We start from the raw sequence: 17243 nt of genomic DNA, 5'->3' as shown, positions 1-17243 counted from the left end.
ATGAAAGTTAATCGTAGTGACGCCGTGCTAATCGTTCCTCGTGTTCTTGTTTGACTTGTCGCTTATTTTTTTCGTGCAGACGTTTCATGAACGGAGTCGTTTGCCAGGATGGTGCCCAGTCAGATTCTTTTCCGGCACGGAGCGCGAGGATATAATCATAGCTCTGATGAAGTCGTTCAATCATCTCTGTTCGGACATCGCAAATGTGACCGTGTCCGGGAATCAAGAGTTTGACTTCATATTCATAAATGAACGACTCGAGTAGTTCGAGTGTCGTCAAATATTCAGAGGAATCGTGTTCAATCAAAGGGATTTCAACATCGGAAGCATAATCACCGCAGACTAACAAGTGAAGTGGCATGACGATGAAGGAAAGGTGAGTCGCTTCATGACCGGGCGTCATAAAGAAGATTAGCTTCGTCTGTCCAATCGTCAAAATCGTTTCAGACTCATGGATCACATGCGTCACATCTGGAAATAGCACGGGGGAGTCGATGTAAAATTCATCGTTAAAGTCTTGAACGGCTTTGAGCGCTTCTTGTCGATCGACATCGATGAACGGTTTAGAAGCGATGACGATGGCATCCGTAAAGGCGTAAGCACCTAAAATATGATCAAAATGAGCATGCGTATAGACGACATATAATGGTCGTTCACGACGCACGATTTCAACGTCTCGACGAATCGTTGCAATCTCATCAGGAAGCCAGCCAGGATCGACGACAATCAGACAATCAGGCGTCTCGATCAATGTTGAGGTCGTTTTCATAAGTGTACTTTGATAAATCGTCACGCCAGGCATTTTCATCTGAATCATACGAATCCTCCTTTACGAATCTCTATCTATATCGTTGTATACCCATAAATTCGTTGGAATCATCAGCAGAACCAATAAAAAAGACGACTCGCACGCCGCGAGTCGTCTGCCCTCTAGAGGGAAATGGTCCTAGACCTATGTTATGTCATAATTGGAGCGGGTGAAGAGAATCGAACTCTCGTCATCAGCTTGGAAGGCTGAGGTTTTACCATTAAACTACACCCGCGTATTGGCTACATGAAATATAGTAGCATAGCAAAGAGAGCATTTCCATAACTTTTATGAAAAAAGGCAATTTCTTTTGAGATTCAGTGTACAATAATACTAGTTAATCGTTTACACTGGTAATCTTGATTTGTAATATGGGTAAAGTTGGGTAGAGGAGAGAGTGTCTGGTGAATGAAGTAAGAGTTTGGAGCGAACAGCCGATGGGAAAAGGATGGGAAGCAATTTGTCATCACCAATTCGATCGTCATCGCTTATTGATAGGAGAGTGGTTCCATAACGTAGGTGTACTTGCTTTTTCCATCAATCAAGATGCGGATTTGCTACCGGATGTCCTTCCGAACACATTCGATCTGCCGCTCGTCTCGGAACGTGTGCAGCGAGTCATTGCAGCATATGCGCCCTTTTCTGTACAATGTCTCAAGGTACATCTTGAGACGAAGGACGGAGTGGTTCCGTACTATCTTCTCAATCTCTTATCTGTCAGTCGGATCGAACATTTACATACGACGGATGTATTCCGTCCGATTCCGAGACGGCGCGTCTATTTTTTGACAGAGCGACGAATCAGCGATTCGATATGTCCGCATCATCTTATGCGAGATGAGCGAACACATCGCATGTTCGTCTCTGCTCAACTCGCTCGACAATTCGAGCGTATGGCTGTGACGGGTATTCGCTTTGAAGAGATACAACGAATGGAGGAATTCAAATGAAACAGTACACAGTCGATCATTGGATCACGCTAGAATATCCAAAGGTATTTGAATATCAAGAAGAAGAAACATACGTCAGTTTTTATTCAACAGACGAAAATGCAATGGGCACGCTACAATTATCCATTTATGAGTCCGATTCAGAAGAACTGACACCGTATGAAGCGGCAGAACAAGAAATCAATCTGTTGGTAGAAGAGTTCGGCATCGAACTAACGGGAGCACTTGAAGTCCGCCGTAATTCAACAAAAGAAGCATTGCTAGCAGTAGACGGGAAAGAAGAAGATATCTTCTTACGCATCTATGCGTATTCAGACGGGGAACGGCTAGTCCTATTGACATACTCCGCAGAACGCGAGACGCTTGAAATCGAGGAAATCGAAGCGATGATTTCTTCACTAACTTGGATTCAATGAAGTACACAATAGATTGTTCAAAAGGCAGCAGATCCAAGGATCTGCTGCCTTTTTGTATCGATCGATATGACTTAAGAAGAACGAGAAGATGAGCGTGTAGCTGCAGGGTTGACTTGTTTATTCAACCAGCTCGCGATATCTGCGAAAACGCGGATACGTTCGAACTCATGGAAGAGCTCGTGGCGTAACCCTTTATAAATCGTCAGCTGTACGGCATCGACACGGACACGGTTATACATATCGAACAGATGATGGATACCTTTGCCGTCAAATGCGACCGGGTCATCGCCACCCGCAATGAGCAACAGTGGTAAGTGACGCGGATGCTGATAGATGGAGGCAAGTGCGTTGACGAGTTTCGTTGCGTGCAAGAGTTCATGGAAGAACCCGAGTGTGACCGTTTGACCGGATAACGGATCTTCATCATAGCGCATGACGGATTGTGGATCCGAAGAGAGCCAGGCATTTTTCGATAGTGCCGGGAAGAAATGTAGATTATAGCGTCCGAAGACCAGTTGTCCGAAACGTTCAGCAAGATGTGTAGAAGAAAGCTGATTGATTTGGCGTTCGACGAGCTTTTCGCTGATGTTACCGAGTAAACCTGTGCTCGTCGGAGGGCCGCTCGCGATGATTCCTGCTACCGTGTGACCGAGTGTTTGACCAATCCGGCGAGCGATCAACGAACCAAAACTGTGACCGAAAATGAATACTGGTAACGTCGGGTAACGTTCTTTGATGTCAGAGACGAGTTCTTCTGCGTCCTGCATCAATTGATTAAAACCTTGATTCGGTTCAAGATGACCGAGTGTCCCGCGCTGTGCAGCTTGAGTTCCGAAACAGCGCAAATCTGCGATGATCGTGTGGTAATGATGAGCATAGAGGAATTCTGCGAATTCCTCATACCGTGCGCCATGCTCCATCATCCCGTGAAAGACGATCACGACTCCTTTCGAATCATGTGCTTCGAGGCTATGCAATGTCGTAGTATAGCCGTCAGAGGCTATCCAGTGTGAATGATCAATCGTCATGTAACTCATCCTCTCATTAAGAAAGTCCGAATACCTGTCCGTCTTCCGAAACGCCCATATGGAAGGCAGCAGGAACCGCGGGTAATCCCGGCATCGTTAATACATTCCCAGTCAATGCAACGATGAATCCTGCACCAATCGATGGTCGGATTTCACGAACTGTAATCGTGAAGTCTTCGACACGACCATACCGAGCGGGGTCATCGGTTAAAGAAAATGGCGTTTTTGCCATACAAATCGGTAAATGATTCAATCCCATCTCCGTACACCGTTCGAGTTCGCGGAGGGCTTTGTCTTCAAAATGAACGTCGGCTGCGCCATAGACACGTTTTGCGATACGTTCGATCTTTTGACGAAGCGGCAACTCGTCAGGGTACAGTGGACGGAACTGGCTTGGTTCCTCAAGTGCTTGCATGACTTCCGCGACGAGTGCTTCACCGCCGGCACCGCCTTTACTGAAGACTTCGCTTTCCGCCACACGAATATTTCGTTCCTGGCACCATGTCAAAATCATGTTCCGCTCGGCTTCCGTATCGGTGAAGAAACGGTTCAAGGCAACGACGGCAGGGACACCGAACAAGTTCATCGTCTCAACGTGTTTTTCAAGTAAAGCAAGACCATCCGTTAAGGCAGCGAGGTTTTCTTCGCTGAGTTGTGTTCTGTCTACACCACCATGCATCTTCAAGGCACGAACCGTAGCGACGATGACGACGGCATCCGGATGGAGTTCGCCAATCCGAGATTTGATATTGAAGAATTTCTCAGCTCCTAAGTCAGCGCCGAATCCTGCTTCTGTGACAACGTAGTCACTTAACTTCAACGCGGTTTGTGTAGCAATCAAAGAGTTGCAGCCGTGTGCGATGTTCGCGAACGGTCCGCCATGAATCAATGCCGGTGTTCCTTCGACGGTCTGAACGAGGTTTGGGCGGAACGCATCTTTTAGAAGTAACGTTGCAGCTCCTGATGCTTGAATATCCTTGACCGTAACCGGCTGTTGATCGTACGTATACGCAACGACAATGCGGCTCAGGCGTCGTTCGAGATCCGTGATAGAGTCTGATAGACAGAGGACAGCCATGATTTCGGAAGCGACCGTGATATCGAAGCCATCTTGACGCGGAACGCCATGTGCAGGACCGCCGAGACCAATCGTAACTTGGCGCAAGGCACGGTCGTTTAAATCAAGCACACGTTTCCAGACGATACGGCGTGGATCAATGCCAAGAATGTTGCCTTGATGCAGGTGATTGTCGAGCAAGGCACTGATTGTATTATGAGCAGATGTGATCGCATGCATATCACCTGTGAAATGGAGATTGATCTCCTCCATCGGCAGGACTTGGCTATAGCCACCACCACACGCACCACCTTTTAATCCCATCGTCGGACCAAGTGAGGGTTCCCGTAAACAAATCATCGTCTTATGGTTTGCTCGGTGTAGTGCTTGTCCGAGTCCGACAGTGACGGTTGATTTCCCTTCACCGGCAGCCGTTGGATTGATAGCAGTGACAAGAATCAGTTTGCCGTCAGATTTCGTTGCCAACCGGTTCAGCAGCCCGTCTGTCAACTTCGCTTTATACTTTCCGTACGTATCAAAATCTTCTTCTTGCAAACCAATCCGATCCGCGATTTCTCGAATCGGGCGTAAGACAGTTTGTTGTGCGATTTCTAAGTCAGAACGAATGGTCTTTTCCATGGTATCGACTCCCTCTTTGATTGGATCTCTCTTTTTTCTAATAGTAGCCTATCTAGTGTGAACGCGCCAAAAGAAAACGTTCAATATTTTCCACCCAATGGGTCAAATGGTGACGTGTTCAAGTGTAAGTGAAAGACGTACTGTAGAGTGGAGGAGGGATGAAACAATGACATCTGGACAAAAGAAGTGGAAACGCGGTCTTGATTTTTGGCTCTTCGTCGGACCGGTCTTTCTTGTATTCGCAGTGATCGTGCTTGTACCGTTTTTCAATGGCGTCATGTATTCGTTCACGGACTGGAATGGTGTAACAGGAGAATTAAATTGGATCGGCTTTGATAACTATGTCCGTCTCTTTACGAGTGACGAGCAGTTTCAGCAGTCATTTTGGTTGACGACGAAATATACGGTCGTCGCCGTCGTCTTAACGAATGTCGTCGGTTTCATCTTGGCGTTTTTATTGACACAAAATATTCGCACACGTAATTTCTTACGGACAATATTCTTTATGCCGAACTTAATCGGTGGATTGATTCTCGGATTCGTCTGGCAGTTCATCTATGTCAAAGGCTTTGCATCAATCGGTGAATTGACAGGGTGGAGCATATTTGAACTTCCATGGTTAGGAGATGCCCGAACAGGGTTCTGGGGTATCGTCATCGTTTCAATTTGGCAAGGTGGCGGTTACATCATGGTCATCTATATCGCGGCTCTACAAAACGTTCCTCAAGAGCTGATTGAAGCAGCAAAAATCGATGGTGCCAATCGTCTATCGACATTACGGAACATTACGTTGCCACTGATTATGCCGTCCGTCACGATTTGTCTGTTCTTAACGATTTCGTGGTCCTTCAAGTTATTCGATACGAACTTGTCACTAACGAATGGTGGACCCTTCAAATCGACCGAAATGCTTGCTTTAAACATTTACAAGGAATCGTTTACGAATAATAATCTTGGACTCGGTTCAGCGAAAGCAATCATCTTCTTCGTTGTTGTTGCGGCGATTACAGTCACTCAAGTCTATCTGACGAAAAAACGGGAGGTGGAAGCATGAGTACGGCACAACCGTTACCTACTCCGCAAGAGGAGAAACCAAAGCGCTCTAAAAAGGCGAGAGGTCGTTATTCACTCCGTCTTGGAACAGTCGAACTAGCAGCCTTATTGATGGGGCTTCTGTATATGATTCCGTTTTATTACGTCGTCTCGAATTCATTCAAGACGCAGGGAGATATCTTTACGAACACATCGGGTCTACCAAAGGAATGGATGACTTCCAACTATTCAGAAGCATGGGAAGCCATGAACTTCGGAAAAGTCTTTTTAAACTCCGTCATCATTACAGTCGGTGCTAATGCGGTCATCATCATCTTTTGTTCGATGGCAGCCTGGAAGCTTGTCCGGACGAAAACACGTTTGTCGACGATCATCTTCTTCTTGTTCGTTGCCGCGATGATCATTCCATTCCAATCAATCATGATTCCTTTATCGAAACTGTCTGGGGATCTTGGATTACAGAATAGTTATTGGGGACTGATTTTGATGTACCTTGGTTTTGGTTCTGGACTATCGATCTTCCTGTATCATGGTTTCATGAAGTCGATTCCTGAAGAAATCGAGGAGGCAGCAATCATTGATGGTTGTTCACAATGGGGTGTGTTCTGGCGCATCGTCTTCCCATTGCTCAAGCCGATTACAGTGACGATCATCATCTTGAACACGCTGTGGATTTGGAACGATTTCTTATTACCCTCGCTCATGTTACGAGATGTCGATTTACGGACGATTCCTCTCGCGACGTTTTACTTCTTCGGACAGTATACAAAACAATGGGACTTGGCTCTTGCCGGACTCGTGCTTGGGATCATTCCGTTGTTGCTATTCTTCTTCGCCCTGCAAAAACAGATCATTCAAGGGATTACAAGTGGATCAATCAAATAATTTTTGTAAGCGCGTTCTCGATTCTAGGAGAACGCTTTTTTTATGTTTCATGCATCAGATTAATCTGATAACTTTTATTTTTTTTGAAAAAAAGGCTTTTCAAACACTTGCGACCTGTTGTACGATGTTCTCAATTCAATTGTAACAACGACGTTGAAGGGAAGAGTAACACCTTGTACGACCGTATAGCGAGCTGGGGATGGTGAGAGCCCAGTCGGAAGCAAGATGCGAAGAACCTCCCGGAGTCGCTACCCGAACCCGAATGTCAGTAGGCGTAGCCGGAGTTGCCTGTCCGTTATCATATGGCCGAAGATGAAGTGATTCGTCTTTTGAGTGAGCAACATCGTTGCTAACATGGGTGGTACCGCGGAACCGAGTCTTTCGTCCCATATTCTTGGGAAAGAAGGGCTCTTTTTTATGGCTTCTTTTTCAAAACACAATTGAGGAGGAACACCACCATGACAACACTCGTATCGATGAAACACACACAGGAAGCAATCACACTCGTAAAGAAACGCTTTGAGGAACGCTTTTCGACGACACTCGGATTAACACGTGTTGAAGCACCATTGTTCGTAGAGAGCACACTCGGCGTCAACGACCATCTCAACGGCGTAGAGCGCATCATCCGCTTTGATGCACTAGATCACACGACAGATCTTGAAATCGTCCAATCCCTTGCGAAATGGAAACGTCAAGCGCTTCACACATACGGATTCGAAGCTGGAGAAGGATTATACACATTGATGCATGCGATTCGTCGTGATGAGATACTTGATGCGACACATTCCATCCACGTCGACCAGTGGGATTGGGAACGGGTCATTACGAAAGAACAACGGACGAGTGCCTATCTAAAAGAAACGGTACAAGCGATTTATGCAACGATTCGCCAAGTCGAGCAAGAAGTGGAAGCAGAGTATGGCATTTCAGCGATCTTACCGGAAACGATTCATTTCATGACAACACAAGAACTAGAGGATGCCTATCCAACGCTTTCAACAAAAGAACGTGAAACAGAGGTCACGAAGGCATACGGTGCTGTTTTCTTGATGCAGATTGGTGGCGCGCTTGCTTCGGGAGAGAAGCATGATGGTCGAGCGGCAGATTACGACGATTGGACACTCAACGGTGACATCTTAGTACATCACCCAGAAATCGGAGCATTTGAATTGTCTTCAATGGGAATTCGTGTTGACCGTGAAGCGCTATTAAAACAGACGTCCATCGCTCAAGAAGAGGATAAATTGGCTTTCCCGTTCCATCAAGGTGTGCTCGAAGAGCGTCTGCCGTTAACGATGGGTGGAGGGATTGGTCAATCACGTATGGCGATGTTCTTATTGAAGAAACGTCATATCGGCGAAGTCCAAGCTTCTGTCTGGTCGGAAGAGACTCGTAAAAGTCTTCAAGCTGAAGGTATTCACTTGCTCTAACATATATATATATAGTAAGAAAGCGTCAAAGGAATGATATTTTAAGTAACGAAGAGCACACTTCCATTCGGAAGTGTGCTCTTTTTTTAAAGGTCATAAGACCTCAGGCGGAGGAAAAGCGTGTCAATTCTTGATAGAATGGGGATAACAATAAATAAGAAAGAGGTGAAAGCATGTCTTCTCTATTAATCGTCGGAATACTCATCCCCATTTTGTTCATTGCGTTTCTTTGGTTCAACATTAAAGGTTTACGGACAATGTGGCGGGATTATAAACGGACAGGCTCAATCGTTGCACTCGGCTTTTTCATTGTCGGGGTCATCGGAATTTTCACAGGTGTCTGGACAACTCTAGTCGTCATCATTTATTATCTCCTCCGTCCAGCGAGAGGATGAACGGAGGGTTACTCGTATGTTGGAATGGTTATTTTCGGCCGGAGAATCCAATCTCTGGCTGTTTTTAGGAATCATGATCATTGGTCTTGGAACAGAATTGATTCCAGCAGAAGTCGGATTACCGCTACTCGGTTTATATGTATCGAACGGAACAGTCAGTTGGACAATTGCTGTTCTCGTCGGCTTTCTAGGGAGTTTGATGGGGGCGACAGTCTTTTATCTCTTAGGGCGTTACGCAGGTCGTCCAATCCTTGTACGATACGGAAAATGGTTACTGATCAAAGAAAAAGAAATTGAGCAGGGTGAGCGAATCGTCGGAAAGTATGGAACATGGTCCGCGTTATTTGGACGATTCTTCCCTGTCGTTCGTTCAGTCGTCTCGATTCCCTGTGGTCTGTTTGGTCTTTCATTCAAGCGCTATCTACTCGCTTCAAGTATTGGATTATTTCCGGTCTCTTTCTTTTACATCTGGGTCGGGGAGCGATTCGGAGTAAAGCGAGCGGAGTCAATGCTTAAAGGGCTAGAGCAGGAGTTATGGTGGATTTTAGGCGGAATCGTCGTAATCCTCGGCGGGTACATCCTGTATCGTCGCTCTAAAGCGAAACAACACGGACAGACGCAAGACGTAAAAACGAAGCAACAGAATAAATGAAGGGGTCGACAAAAAGTCAGTCTCTACAAAGATAAGGGTGGCAGAATGATGATCTGCCACCCTTATCTCATAAAAAAGGACTCGTCACACGCGACACCTACAGGAAAGGGCGTGAAAAGACGAGTCCTTCTTTTTTTGAGTAAGCCCGGGATTCAAGCAGGAGGAAACAAGAATCGCTTCAGCGACTTAATACGATGTTTAGGCGTCAGCAGTAACAGTTGATCATTGCCTTCAAGAGCAGTGTCGCCACGGGGAGTAATGATATGATCATCGCGAATGATGGCGGTAATCAAAAACTCTTGCGGTAAATCGATTTCTGAAATCGTCGTTCCGATGAACGGATGGGACATCGGTAACGTCAATTCAATGATTTCTGCGTTCGGTTTACCGATCGACATGAACTCAATGACCGTATGGATAGCAGAAGTCTGTGTCTCGTTGAGACGTAACCGTTCGGAAAGGAATGTCAACATACTCCCTTGAATCAGTGTCGATAGTAGAACTGTAAAGAACACGATATTGAAAATCATCGATGCATTCTCGATGTCGGCAACAAGTGGGTATGTCGCAAGAATGATCGGTACCGCTCCTTTTAGACCAGCAAAAGAAATAAAGACCTTCTCTTGCCACGAATAACGAAACGGCAATAAGCTAATCCAAACGGACAGCGGTCGAGCAATGAAAATCAAAATCAACGCAAGGGCAACGGAAGACAGGATAACCCGGATATCGAGCAATTGTTTCGGGAAGACGAGCAACCCGAGAACAATGAACATTCCGATTTGAGCTAGGTGCGCCATACTCATCGTAAAGCGGACGAGCGTCTGACGGTAGACGAGTTCATGATTACTGATATAGATTGCTGTCACATAAACGGCGAGAAATCCACTAGCATGAAATGTATCAGCTAACCCAAAAGACAAGAAAGCAAACGACATGAGTAAAATCGGATAAAAGCTCGAGGAAGATAAGTCAATCCGATTGATCAAGGTTGAAGCTGTCCATCCAATGAATAGACCGATTAAAAGCCCCATCGACATTTCCCAAACGAGTGAACCGAGTCCCATCAAGAGTGATGCTTCTTCAGGATTCGTCACGAATTCAAGGAATAAGACGGTCAAAAAGACAGCCATGGGGTCATTCGTTCCAGATTCAACTTCGAGTGTTGACCCTACCTTACGTCGGATCGGTTGTCCACTTAAGACAGAAAAGATGGCAGCAGCATCCGTCGATCCTACGATTGCGCCAAGTAAAAAGGCATTCGCCCAACTGAAGCCAAGAATGTAATGGGAGGCAACTGCAACGATGGAAGTAGCAATGAAGACTCCGAACGTTGCAAGAGAAAGCGAAGGTGCGAGCTCGTGTCGCACTTCTTTCCACGCTGTTTGCAGACCACCTTCAAACAGAATGATGATCAGAGCGACAGTTCCAAGAAGCTGGGCAAGTTCCGCATCGTCAAAGCGAATGAAACCCGTAATATCACTTCCGGCAATCATACCAAGAGCGATAAAAATCAATAGAGCAGGAATATTCAGACGACTTGATAACTTCGTCGTCCACACAGCGGCGAACAATAGTATACCAATCAATAAAATCGTGAATTGTAAGGACATGGCATCAAGCTCCTATTCAGTAAAGAATCTTCTAGTTTCATGATACAACAATCCCGATGAAAAGACTCGGATAACGATTGTTCAATATTTTCCACCACACCGGACAACTTTCTCTCTCTTCATTGCAAGCGTTTTCATTTATTGTGAAGGTGTAGCACGTAAATGAAACGAAATCAGGGAGGGAATCCGAATGCGTAAAAGAAGATGGGCAGCATTACCTGTCGTCACAACGGCGATGGTCGTCGCTTTGGCAGCATGTGGTGGCGGTACATTGAATAGCGATGACTCGAAAGATAGTGGTTCAAAAGATGGTAAGACGCTCAACGTATTCCAATTCAAGGCTGAAATCGCAAAAGACATGGAAAAAATGGCAAAAGCGTATGAGAAGGAGACGGGGACGAAAGTCGTCGTACAAACAGTTGGTGGTGGATCGGATTATGGTGCTGCCTTGAAGTCGCAGTTTGCCTCTGGGAATGAACCGGATGTCTTTAACAACGGTGGCTTTACGGAAGCAAAAACATGGCAGGATAAATTAGAAGATTTGTCAGACGAAAAATGGGTCGGTGATCTAACGGACCTATCAAAAGAGCCGATGACGATTGATGGAAAGTTATACGGCATGCCGATGAACCTTGAAGGATACGGCTTCATCTACAACAAAGATATCTTCAAAAAAGCAGGCATCACAGAGCTTCCAAAAACATTAACGGAATTAACGGATGCATCTAAAAAGTTGAAAGCAGATGGTGTGACGCCGTTTTCGATCGGATATGGAGAGTGGTGGATTCTTGGAAACCACCTAATGAACATTCCGGTCGCACAGCAGGATGATCCAGATCAGTTCATCGCGGACTTGAATGCTGGAAAAGCTAAATTCGAAGATAACAAACAGTTCAAGGAATTCATGAATCTGTTTGATTTGACGATTAAGTACGGGAATAAAAATCCGTTAACGACGGATTACAACACACAAGTTTCCCAGTTCGCTGAAGGTAAGACAGCGATGATTCAACAAGGGAACTGGGCACAGCAATTGATCACAGATGTGAATCCGGATATCAATATGGGCTTCATCCCGATGCCAATCAATGACGATAAAGAAAAAATGGATCGTCTCCCTGTTGGCGTACCAAATAACTGGGTCGTCAATAAAAACTCGAAGAATAAAGCAGAAGCGAAAAAATTCCTCGAGTGGATGGCGACATCTGATACAGGAAAAGACTACATGGTCAACAAATTCAAGTTTATTCCGGCCTTCAAATCAATCGAAGCAAAAGATTTAGGACCGCTTGCGGATGATATCCAAGCGTACTCGAAAGCTGGTAAAACGATCTCATGGAACTGGTTCAAGTATCCGGATGGTGCAGTAAACGAGTTTGGTGCGATCATGCAGGCATACGTCGGTAAGCAAAAAACAGCTGACGAGATGCTACAAGATTTCACGAAAACATGGGACAAAATGAAGAAATAAGAAGTGATTCAAAAAAACATGCCTGTTCCGATCAACTGACGGAACAGGCATGTTTTTTATTATAGGAAAAATAATTGGATGAAGAAGAGAAGCGCAAATACATAGATGAGTGGATGGACGCGCTCTTTTTGGATGGCTTTCATGATCGGATAAACGATGAAGCCGAATGCGATACCGGTTGCGATGCTACCGGATAACGGCATGATCAAGATGACAAGGAAAGCTGTGAAAGCTTCACTGAAATCATCCCATGGAATCTGTTTGATGTTTTGAATCATAAAGGCACCGACTAGAATCAACGCGGGTGCGGTAATCGCGGGAACACTTGAAATCGATTGAACGAACGGTCCAAAGATGGCAGATAATGCGAAGAGTATCCCGACCGTCACGGACGTGAGTCCAGTCCGACCACCCGCAGCAACACCTGCTGCAGATTCTACATAAGCAGTTGTTGGACTTGTTCCGAACAAGGAACCGGCAACCATCGCAGTCGAATCAGATAATAGTGCGCGTTCACTATTTTTCAATGATCCATCTTCTTCAATCAATCCAGCTTGTTCACCGACAGCGACCATCGTACCTGTCGTGTCAAACATCGTTACGAGCACGAAGGAGAGGACACCGCTGAATAGCCCGTACTGAAATACGTCCTGAATGGCGTTGAACGGATTAGTGATGATCAATCCTTCCGGTAACGTTGGTAACGCGACGAAGGAATCTGAGAACTTTAATTCACCTGTCAAAAATGCGATCACACCAGAAAGGATCATGGCGTAAAGGATAGCTCCTGGTACCCGTTTGATCGTCAAGATCGCAGCAACTAATAACCCGATGAGTGTGATCAGCGCTTCTGGTGACGTCAAGGCACCAATCGTGACCAGTGTATCTTCACTACCAATGAGAATTCCTGACATCTTGAGACCAAGTGAAGCGATGAAGAGACCGATTCCACCCGTGATGGCAAGCTTTAAGGTCATCGGAATGATTTCGATCAGTTTCGTACGGATCGGCGAGAGTGACAACAATAAGAAGATGACACCAGCGACGAACACGACTGAAAGTGCTGTTTGATATGGAATTTTTTCACCGACGACAAGTGTATATGTGAAGTACGCGTTGAGTCCCATTCCGGGTGCGACTGCGATCGGTAGATTCGCATAGAACCCCATTAAAAGTGTACCGATCAATGTAGCGATGATCGTCGCAGAAAAAGCTTGGGCTTGAGGGATACCGGCATCTGCTAAAATCGTCGGATTGACGAGCAAAATGTATGCCATCGTAATAAACGTTACAAATCCGGCTTGAATTTCACGTTTTACGGTTGTTTGGTGTGCGGCAAGTTTAAACATGGATAAAAGAACCACCTTCATAACAAATTGATTAAAAGACGAACATTGATGATATTATAGTAAAATTCATTCGGAATCAAGTCGAAACAAAAAATAATTTATTATTGCAATCCTGAAAGAGAATATCAGGAAATGATGTAAGCGAATTCAAGGTTATGATACGATTGATTACAAGAAAAAGGATGGGGGCGCCTTTTATGAAAAGTATCCGGACACGTTTGATTCGTCTCGTTGTCTTAGCGATCTTAATTCCGACAGCCCTCGCGACTTCGATTTCCTATCTTTATGTACGACACCAGAACATCGAACAGGCAGAACATTCTAGCCTGAACGTGTTGACTCGGGGAAATACACAGGTGACTCATTATATAGAGGATATTCGACGTCTATCAACGAGTTTATATGCGAATCGCTCGTTGATGAACATCATGCGTGTCGGAGCGGATCAGGAACTAGACGAATCCGATGGAGTCGTCTCGCGGGCGATGTTAGGTCTATTTTTATCCCGACAGGATATTGAGCAGTTACATTTCGTCATCTTGAATGGCTATTCAGAGTATTCGGTTTACAATATGAAAACGACGAGTCGAGGAACATTTGATTGGATGCAAGAAACGGATTATTTTCGATTAATGAAACAAAAAAACAGTTGGTTGATTGACGGAGCTCACCCGATCGAACCGTACAATGTGCATACGATGATTCTCGATGAGAAACAAGTCGTCAGTTTTCGTTATCGGATTGATCGTGTCGAGACGGATGAGCCGCTTGGGTTCCTCTCAGTCGATATTCCGGTTCGGGTATTTGAACAGCAATTAAAATTGTTCGAGAATGATCCGGATGAGTCGCTGTGGCTGATGACCGATCAACGTGTTCTGGCACAGACTGGAGCAAAGATGGACCTACCTACCGACCAATTCACTGGACAGAGCGGAAGTCTACGTGTCGGAAAATCGTTCATCGTCTACTCGAAAACGATGACGAACGGAATCCCGTTGACACTGATCAAACGGATTCCTTATGCATCCGTCATCCAAGGGGCAAACGAGACGGCATTGATTCTCGTACTGATTGGTCTCGCTTCTCTTATCGTCATGATTATTGCCGCGAGTCTGGTTGCCATGCAAATCACGAAACCGATTAAACAGTTGACGGCAAACGTCTGGCGAGTCGAACAGGGTGATTTATCGGCACCGTTCGTTGCCACGACGAATGACGAGATTGGATTACTCAATCGTCAGTTCCAACGCATGATTCAACGGATCGATCGTTTGATTAAACGGGAATATCGATTGGCGCTCGAAAATCGGACGAATGAGCTTCGAGCCTTACAATCTCAACTCAATCCTCACTTTTTATTCAACGCCTTGCAATCGATCGGAACGACGACGTTACAAGGGGACCGGAAGATCGCGTACCGCTCCATCACCGGATTATCGCAAATGATGCGTTACTCGATGAACAATGAACAAACGATCGTAACGTTAAAACAAGAAGTCGATCATCTTCAAGCATACATCCGTCTGCAACAGCAACGTTTTCCTGAGCGATTCCGTTATATCGTCGACGTCCCTTGGCACCTCAATGACATTGAAGTACCAAAGATGATCTTACAACCGTTTGCTGAAAACTATTTCAAACACGGCTTCCGTCAACAATTAGCGGCGACAGAAAACTATCTTGCCTACAAAGTACGGACGGATGGTGGACGTCTCATCATTCAAATCGAGAATAGCGGTGCCGTCCTTGAAACAGGACGACTTGAAGAAATTGATCGAAAAATGCGTATGCATCGTAGTCCAGAGGATCTCGAGACGAGCGGGATCGGTCTCCACAATATCTACGAACGTCTCTTGATATTTTACGGGGAGGAAGCAAGTATGACCCTCTCTTCTCCAGTGACAGAGGGAGGATTCAAAATCGTGATTCGGATTCCATATGAAAAGGGGGATTTGGCATGAACGTATTGATCGTAGATGATGAACGACATGTACGAGAAGCGGTCAAACTGCTCGGAGAATGGGACAGATGGCGTGTTTCAAACCTATACGAGGCGGAACATGGGGAAGAGGCAAAACGTTTACTGGATACCGGAACGATCGATTTAATGCTGACCGACGTCGAAATGCCTGGACTGGACGGATTAACGTTACTGGAATGGACAAAAAATCATCATCCAAAGGTCGTCACGATCGTGCTGACAGGGTATGATGATTATACGTATATGCGGCGTGCCATTTTGCATCAATCCTTTGATTATTTATTGAAGCCAGTTGATCCAGATGTACTCAATGATGCCTTGTCCCGCGCGATGGAATGTATCCATCCGGTAGTGGAATCAGGGGAAGCGATTGATCAAATCGCAAAATACATCGAAACGCATTATGCGGAAGAATTGACACTACAATTCATGAGCGAACGGTTTTACTTGAGCCGAGAGTATATATCACGGCGTTTCAAACAGCGTTTTTCTGTTAACTTATCTGATTACATTCAAACAATTCGTTTGAATCGGGCGAAGGAATTGTTGAGCGAGACGGAAGCGCGTATTTATGAAATTGCGCTTGAAGTCGGATATCAGGACGATAAGTATTTTCGGAAAGTGTTCAAAAAACAATTCGGTGTCACACCGAACGAGTTTCGTGAATTGTTGTCGATTTAAACGACTATCGAGGAGGAATCGTACATGAGTGTACACATTAACGCAGCTGAAGGACAAATCGCCGAAACGGTCTTACTTCCAGGAGATCCGTTACGGGCTAAATACATCGCCGAGACGTTTTTAGAGGATGTTGTTCTCTACAATGAAGTTCGAGGAATGTATGGTTTTACAGGTACTTATAAGGGTAAAAAAGTTTCTGTTCAAGGAACAGGTATGGGTGTACCATCGATGTCAATCTATGCGAACGAACTCGTTCAGTCGTATGGTGCGAAAAACTTGATTCGTGTCGGTACTGCTGGTGGCATTACTCCAGACGTTAAAGTCCGCGATGTCGTTATCGCAATGAGTGCTTCACATGACATGGCACAAAACCGCGCTCGTTTTAACGGATTAGACTACGCACCGACAGCGTCTTTTGATCTGTTGCATAAAGCCTATACAGCCGCAAAAGAACAAGGCATCGATGCAAAAGTCGGTCAAATCTTCACGACGGATCAGTTCTATCAAGATGATTTTCATCATTTCAAAAAATGGGCAGATTTCGGATGCCTCGCAATCGAGATGGAAGCAGCAGGACTGTATACGCTCGCTGCGAAACATAAGGTAAATGCATTGACGATTTTGACGATTTCGGATCATCTGTTGACAGGGGAAGAAACGACATCGGAAGAGCGTCAAACGACATTCAACGACATGATGAAAGTCGCGCTCGAGACAGCGATTCAATTATAAAGAGCAAGACGGAGAATCCTCTCCGTCTTTTTTCATATCGAAAAAGAGATATGGTAAGATGAAGGCAGTGTTATAGACCAGTTAAAGGAGAGATTCTCGG

At 45.3% G+C, this 17243-nt stretch carries 16 protein-coding genes, 1 tRNA gene and 1 other annotated feature; of the genes, 11 read left to right on the top strand and 6 right to left on the bottom strand.

Translation table 11 applies throughout. The annotated features are described in order from the left end of the window. Positions 1–7: 7 nt before the first annotated feature. Both B2U10_RS11975 and B2U10_RS11970 read right to left on the bottom strand, forming a co-directional pair. Positions 8–817, bottom strand: coding sequence for an MBL fold metallo-hydrolase (locus B2U10_RS11975; RefSeq protein WP_035412567.1), 810 nt, complete (start codon positions 815–817; stop codon positions 8–10). A gap of 152 nt (positions 818–969) precedes the next feature. Beyond that, positions 970–1043: transfer RNA gene (locus tag B2U10_RS11970), tRNA-Gly, on the bottom strand. Positions 1044–1212: 169 nt separating this feature from the next. Between B2U10_RS11970 and B2U10_RS11965 the strand changes: the two genes are divergently transcribed. Together B2U10_RS11965 and B2U10_RS11960 are read left to right on the top strand one after the other, a co-directional pair. Then, a complete protein-coding gene (locus tag B2U10_RS11965; RefSeq protein ID WP_231496925.1) occupies positions 1213–1758 on the top strand; it encodes an imm11 family protein in 546 nt (181 codons plus the stop codon). Next, positions 1755–2174, top strand: coding sequence for a hypothetical protein (locus tag B2U10_RS11960; protein WP_023467229.1), 420 nt, complete (start codon positions 1755–1757; stop codon positions 2172–2174). Before B2U10_RS11965 ends, B2U10_RS11960 begins: the two co-directional genes overlap by 4 nt. Before the next feature lie 71 nt (positions 2175–2245). Here the strand turns inward: B2U10_RS11960 and B2U10_RS11955 are convergent, their stop codons facing one another. Next, positions 2246–3202, bottom strand: coding sequence for an alpha/beta fold hydrolase (locus tag B2U10_RS11955; RefSeq protein ID WP_290787941.1), 957 nt, complete (start codon positions 3200–3202; stop codon positions 2246–2248). Between the two features lie 16 nt (positions 3203–3218). Continuing rightward, positions 3219–4898, bottom strand: coding sequence for a formate--tetrahydrofolate ligase (locus B2U10_RS11950; protein ID WP_290787938.1), 1680 nt, complete (start codon positions 4896–4898; stop codon positions 3219–3221). A 166-nt stretch (positions 4899–5064) separates the two neighbouring features. Here B2U10_RS11950 and B2U10_RS11945 point away from each other — a divergent pair, with 166 nt between their 5' ends. From B2U10_RS11945 to B2U10_RS11925, 5 genes are all read left to right on the top strand, one after another. Continuing rightward, the gene (locus tag B2U10_RS11945) at positions 5065–5952 is read left to right on the top strand and encodes a carbohydrate ABC transporter permease (protein ID WP_052019165.1); all 888 of its coding nucleotides are present in this window, start codon (positions 5065–5067) and stop codon (positions 5950–5952) included. Continuing rightward, positions 5949–6836 (top strand): carbohydrate ABC transporter permease, encoded by an 888-nt coding sequence (locus tag B2U10_RS11940; RefSeq protein WP_035412579.1) that lies wholly within the window; start codon positions 5949–5951, stop codon positions 6834–6836. Before B2U10_RS11945 ends, B2U10_RS11940 begins: the two co-directional genes overlap by 4 nt. Before the next feature lie 144 nt (positions 6837–6980). Continuing rightward, positions 6981–7228: a binding site (T-box leader), on the top strand. A gap of 66 nt (positions 7229–7294) precedes the next feature. After that, a complete protein-coding gene (asnA, locus tag B2U10_RS11935; RefSeq protein WP_035412582.1) occupies positions 7295–8269 on the top strand; it encodes an aspartate--ammonia ligase in 975 nt (324 codons plus the stop codon). Positions 8270–8442: 173 nt separating this feature from the next. Beyond that, a complete protein-coding gene (locus B2U10_RS11930; RefSeq protein ID WP_035412585.1) occupies positions 8443–8664 on the top strand; it encodes a hypothetical protein in 222 nt (73 codons plus the stop codon). 16 nt (positions 8665–8680) lie between these two features. After that, complete coding sequence (locus tag B2U10_RS11925; RefSeq protein ID WP_056063558.1) at positions 8681–9316, top strand: DedA family protein; 636 nt, start codon at positions 8681–8683, stop codon at positions 9314–9316. 152 nt (positions 9317–9468) lie between these two features. Here B2U10_RS11925 and B2U10_RS11920 read toward each other — a convergent pair whose 3' ends face one another. After that, complete coding sequence (locus B2U10_RS11920) at positions 9469–10929, bottom strand: potassium/proton antiporter (protein WP_035412588.1); 1461 nt, start codon at positions 10927–10929, stop codon at positions 9469–9471. Between the two features lie 190 nt (positions 10930–11119). Here B2U10_RS11920 and B2U10_RS11915 point away from each other — a divergent pair, with 190 nt between their 5' ends. Then, positions 11120–12400 carry an ABC transporter substrate-binding protein gene (locus B2U10_RS11915; RefSeq protein ID WP_035412590.1) on the top strand — a complete coding sequence of 427 codons (1281 nt, stop codon included), beginning with the start codon at positions 11120–11122 and terminating at the stop codon, positions 12398–12400. A 59-nt stretch (positions 12401–12459) separates the two neighbouring features. On the opposite strand, the gene B2U10_RS11910 is transcribed toward B2U10_RS11915, so the two are convergent. Then, on the bottom strand, positions 12460–13749 hold the full coding sequence (locus tag B2U10_RS11910; protein WP_035412593.1) for an NCS2 family permease: 1290 nt from the start codon (positions 13747–13749) through the stop codon (positions 12460–12462). Between the two features lie 197 nt (positions 13750–13946). Here B2U10_RS11910 and B2U10_RS11905 point away from each other — a divergent pair, with 197 nt between their 5' ends. The 3 genes from B2U10_RS11905 to deoD are packed head-to-tail and all read left to right on the top strand — an operon-like array spanning position 13947 to position 17143. Continuing rightward, positions 13947–15710 (top strand): sensor histidine kinase, encoded by a 1764-nt coding sequence (locus B2U10_RS11905; protein WP_035412597.1) that lies wholly within the window; start codon positions 13947–13949, stop codon positions 15708–15710. Continuing rightward, positions 15707–16411: a response regulator transcription factor gene (locus tag B2U10_RS11900; RefSeq protein ID WP_035412600.1), complete on the top strand. Its 705-nt coding sequence runs from the start codon at positions 15707–15709 to the stop codon at positions 16409–16411. Before B2U10_RS11905 ends, B2U10_RS11900 begins: the two co-directional genes overlap by 4 nt. A 24-nt stretch (positions 16412–16435) precedes the next feature. After that, positions 16436–17143 (top strand): purine-nucleoside phosphorylase, encoded by a 708-nt coding sequence (gene deoD / locus B2U10_RS11895; RefSeq protein WP_035412602.1) that lies wholly within the window; start codon positions 16436–16438, stop codon positions 17141–17143. Positions 17144–17243 lie beyond the last annotated feature (100 nt).

Origin of the sequence: Exiguobacterium sp. UBA7533, from assembly GCF_002479335.1 — a bacterium.
GTDB lineage: Bacteria > Bacillota > Bacilli > Exiguobacteriales > Exiguobacteriaceae > Exiguobacterium_A.
Note: the sequence above shows the minus strand (reverse complement) of the source record. Positions and strands in the feature narration are given on the sequence as shown.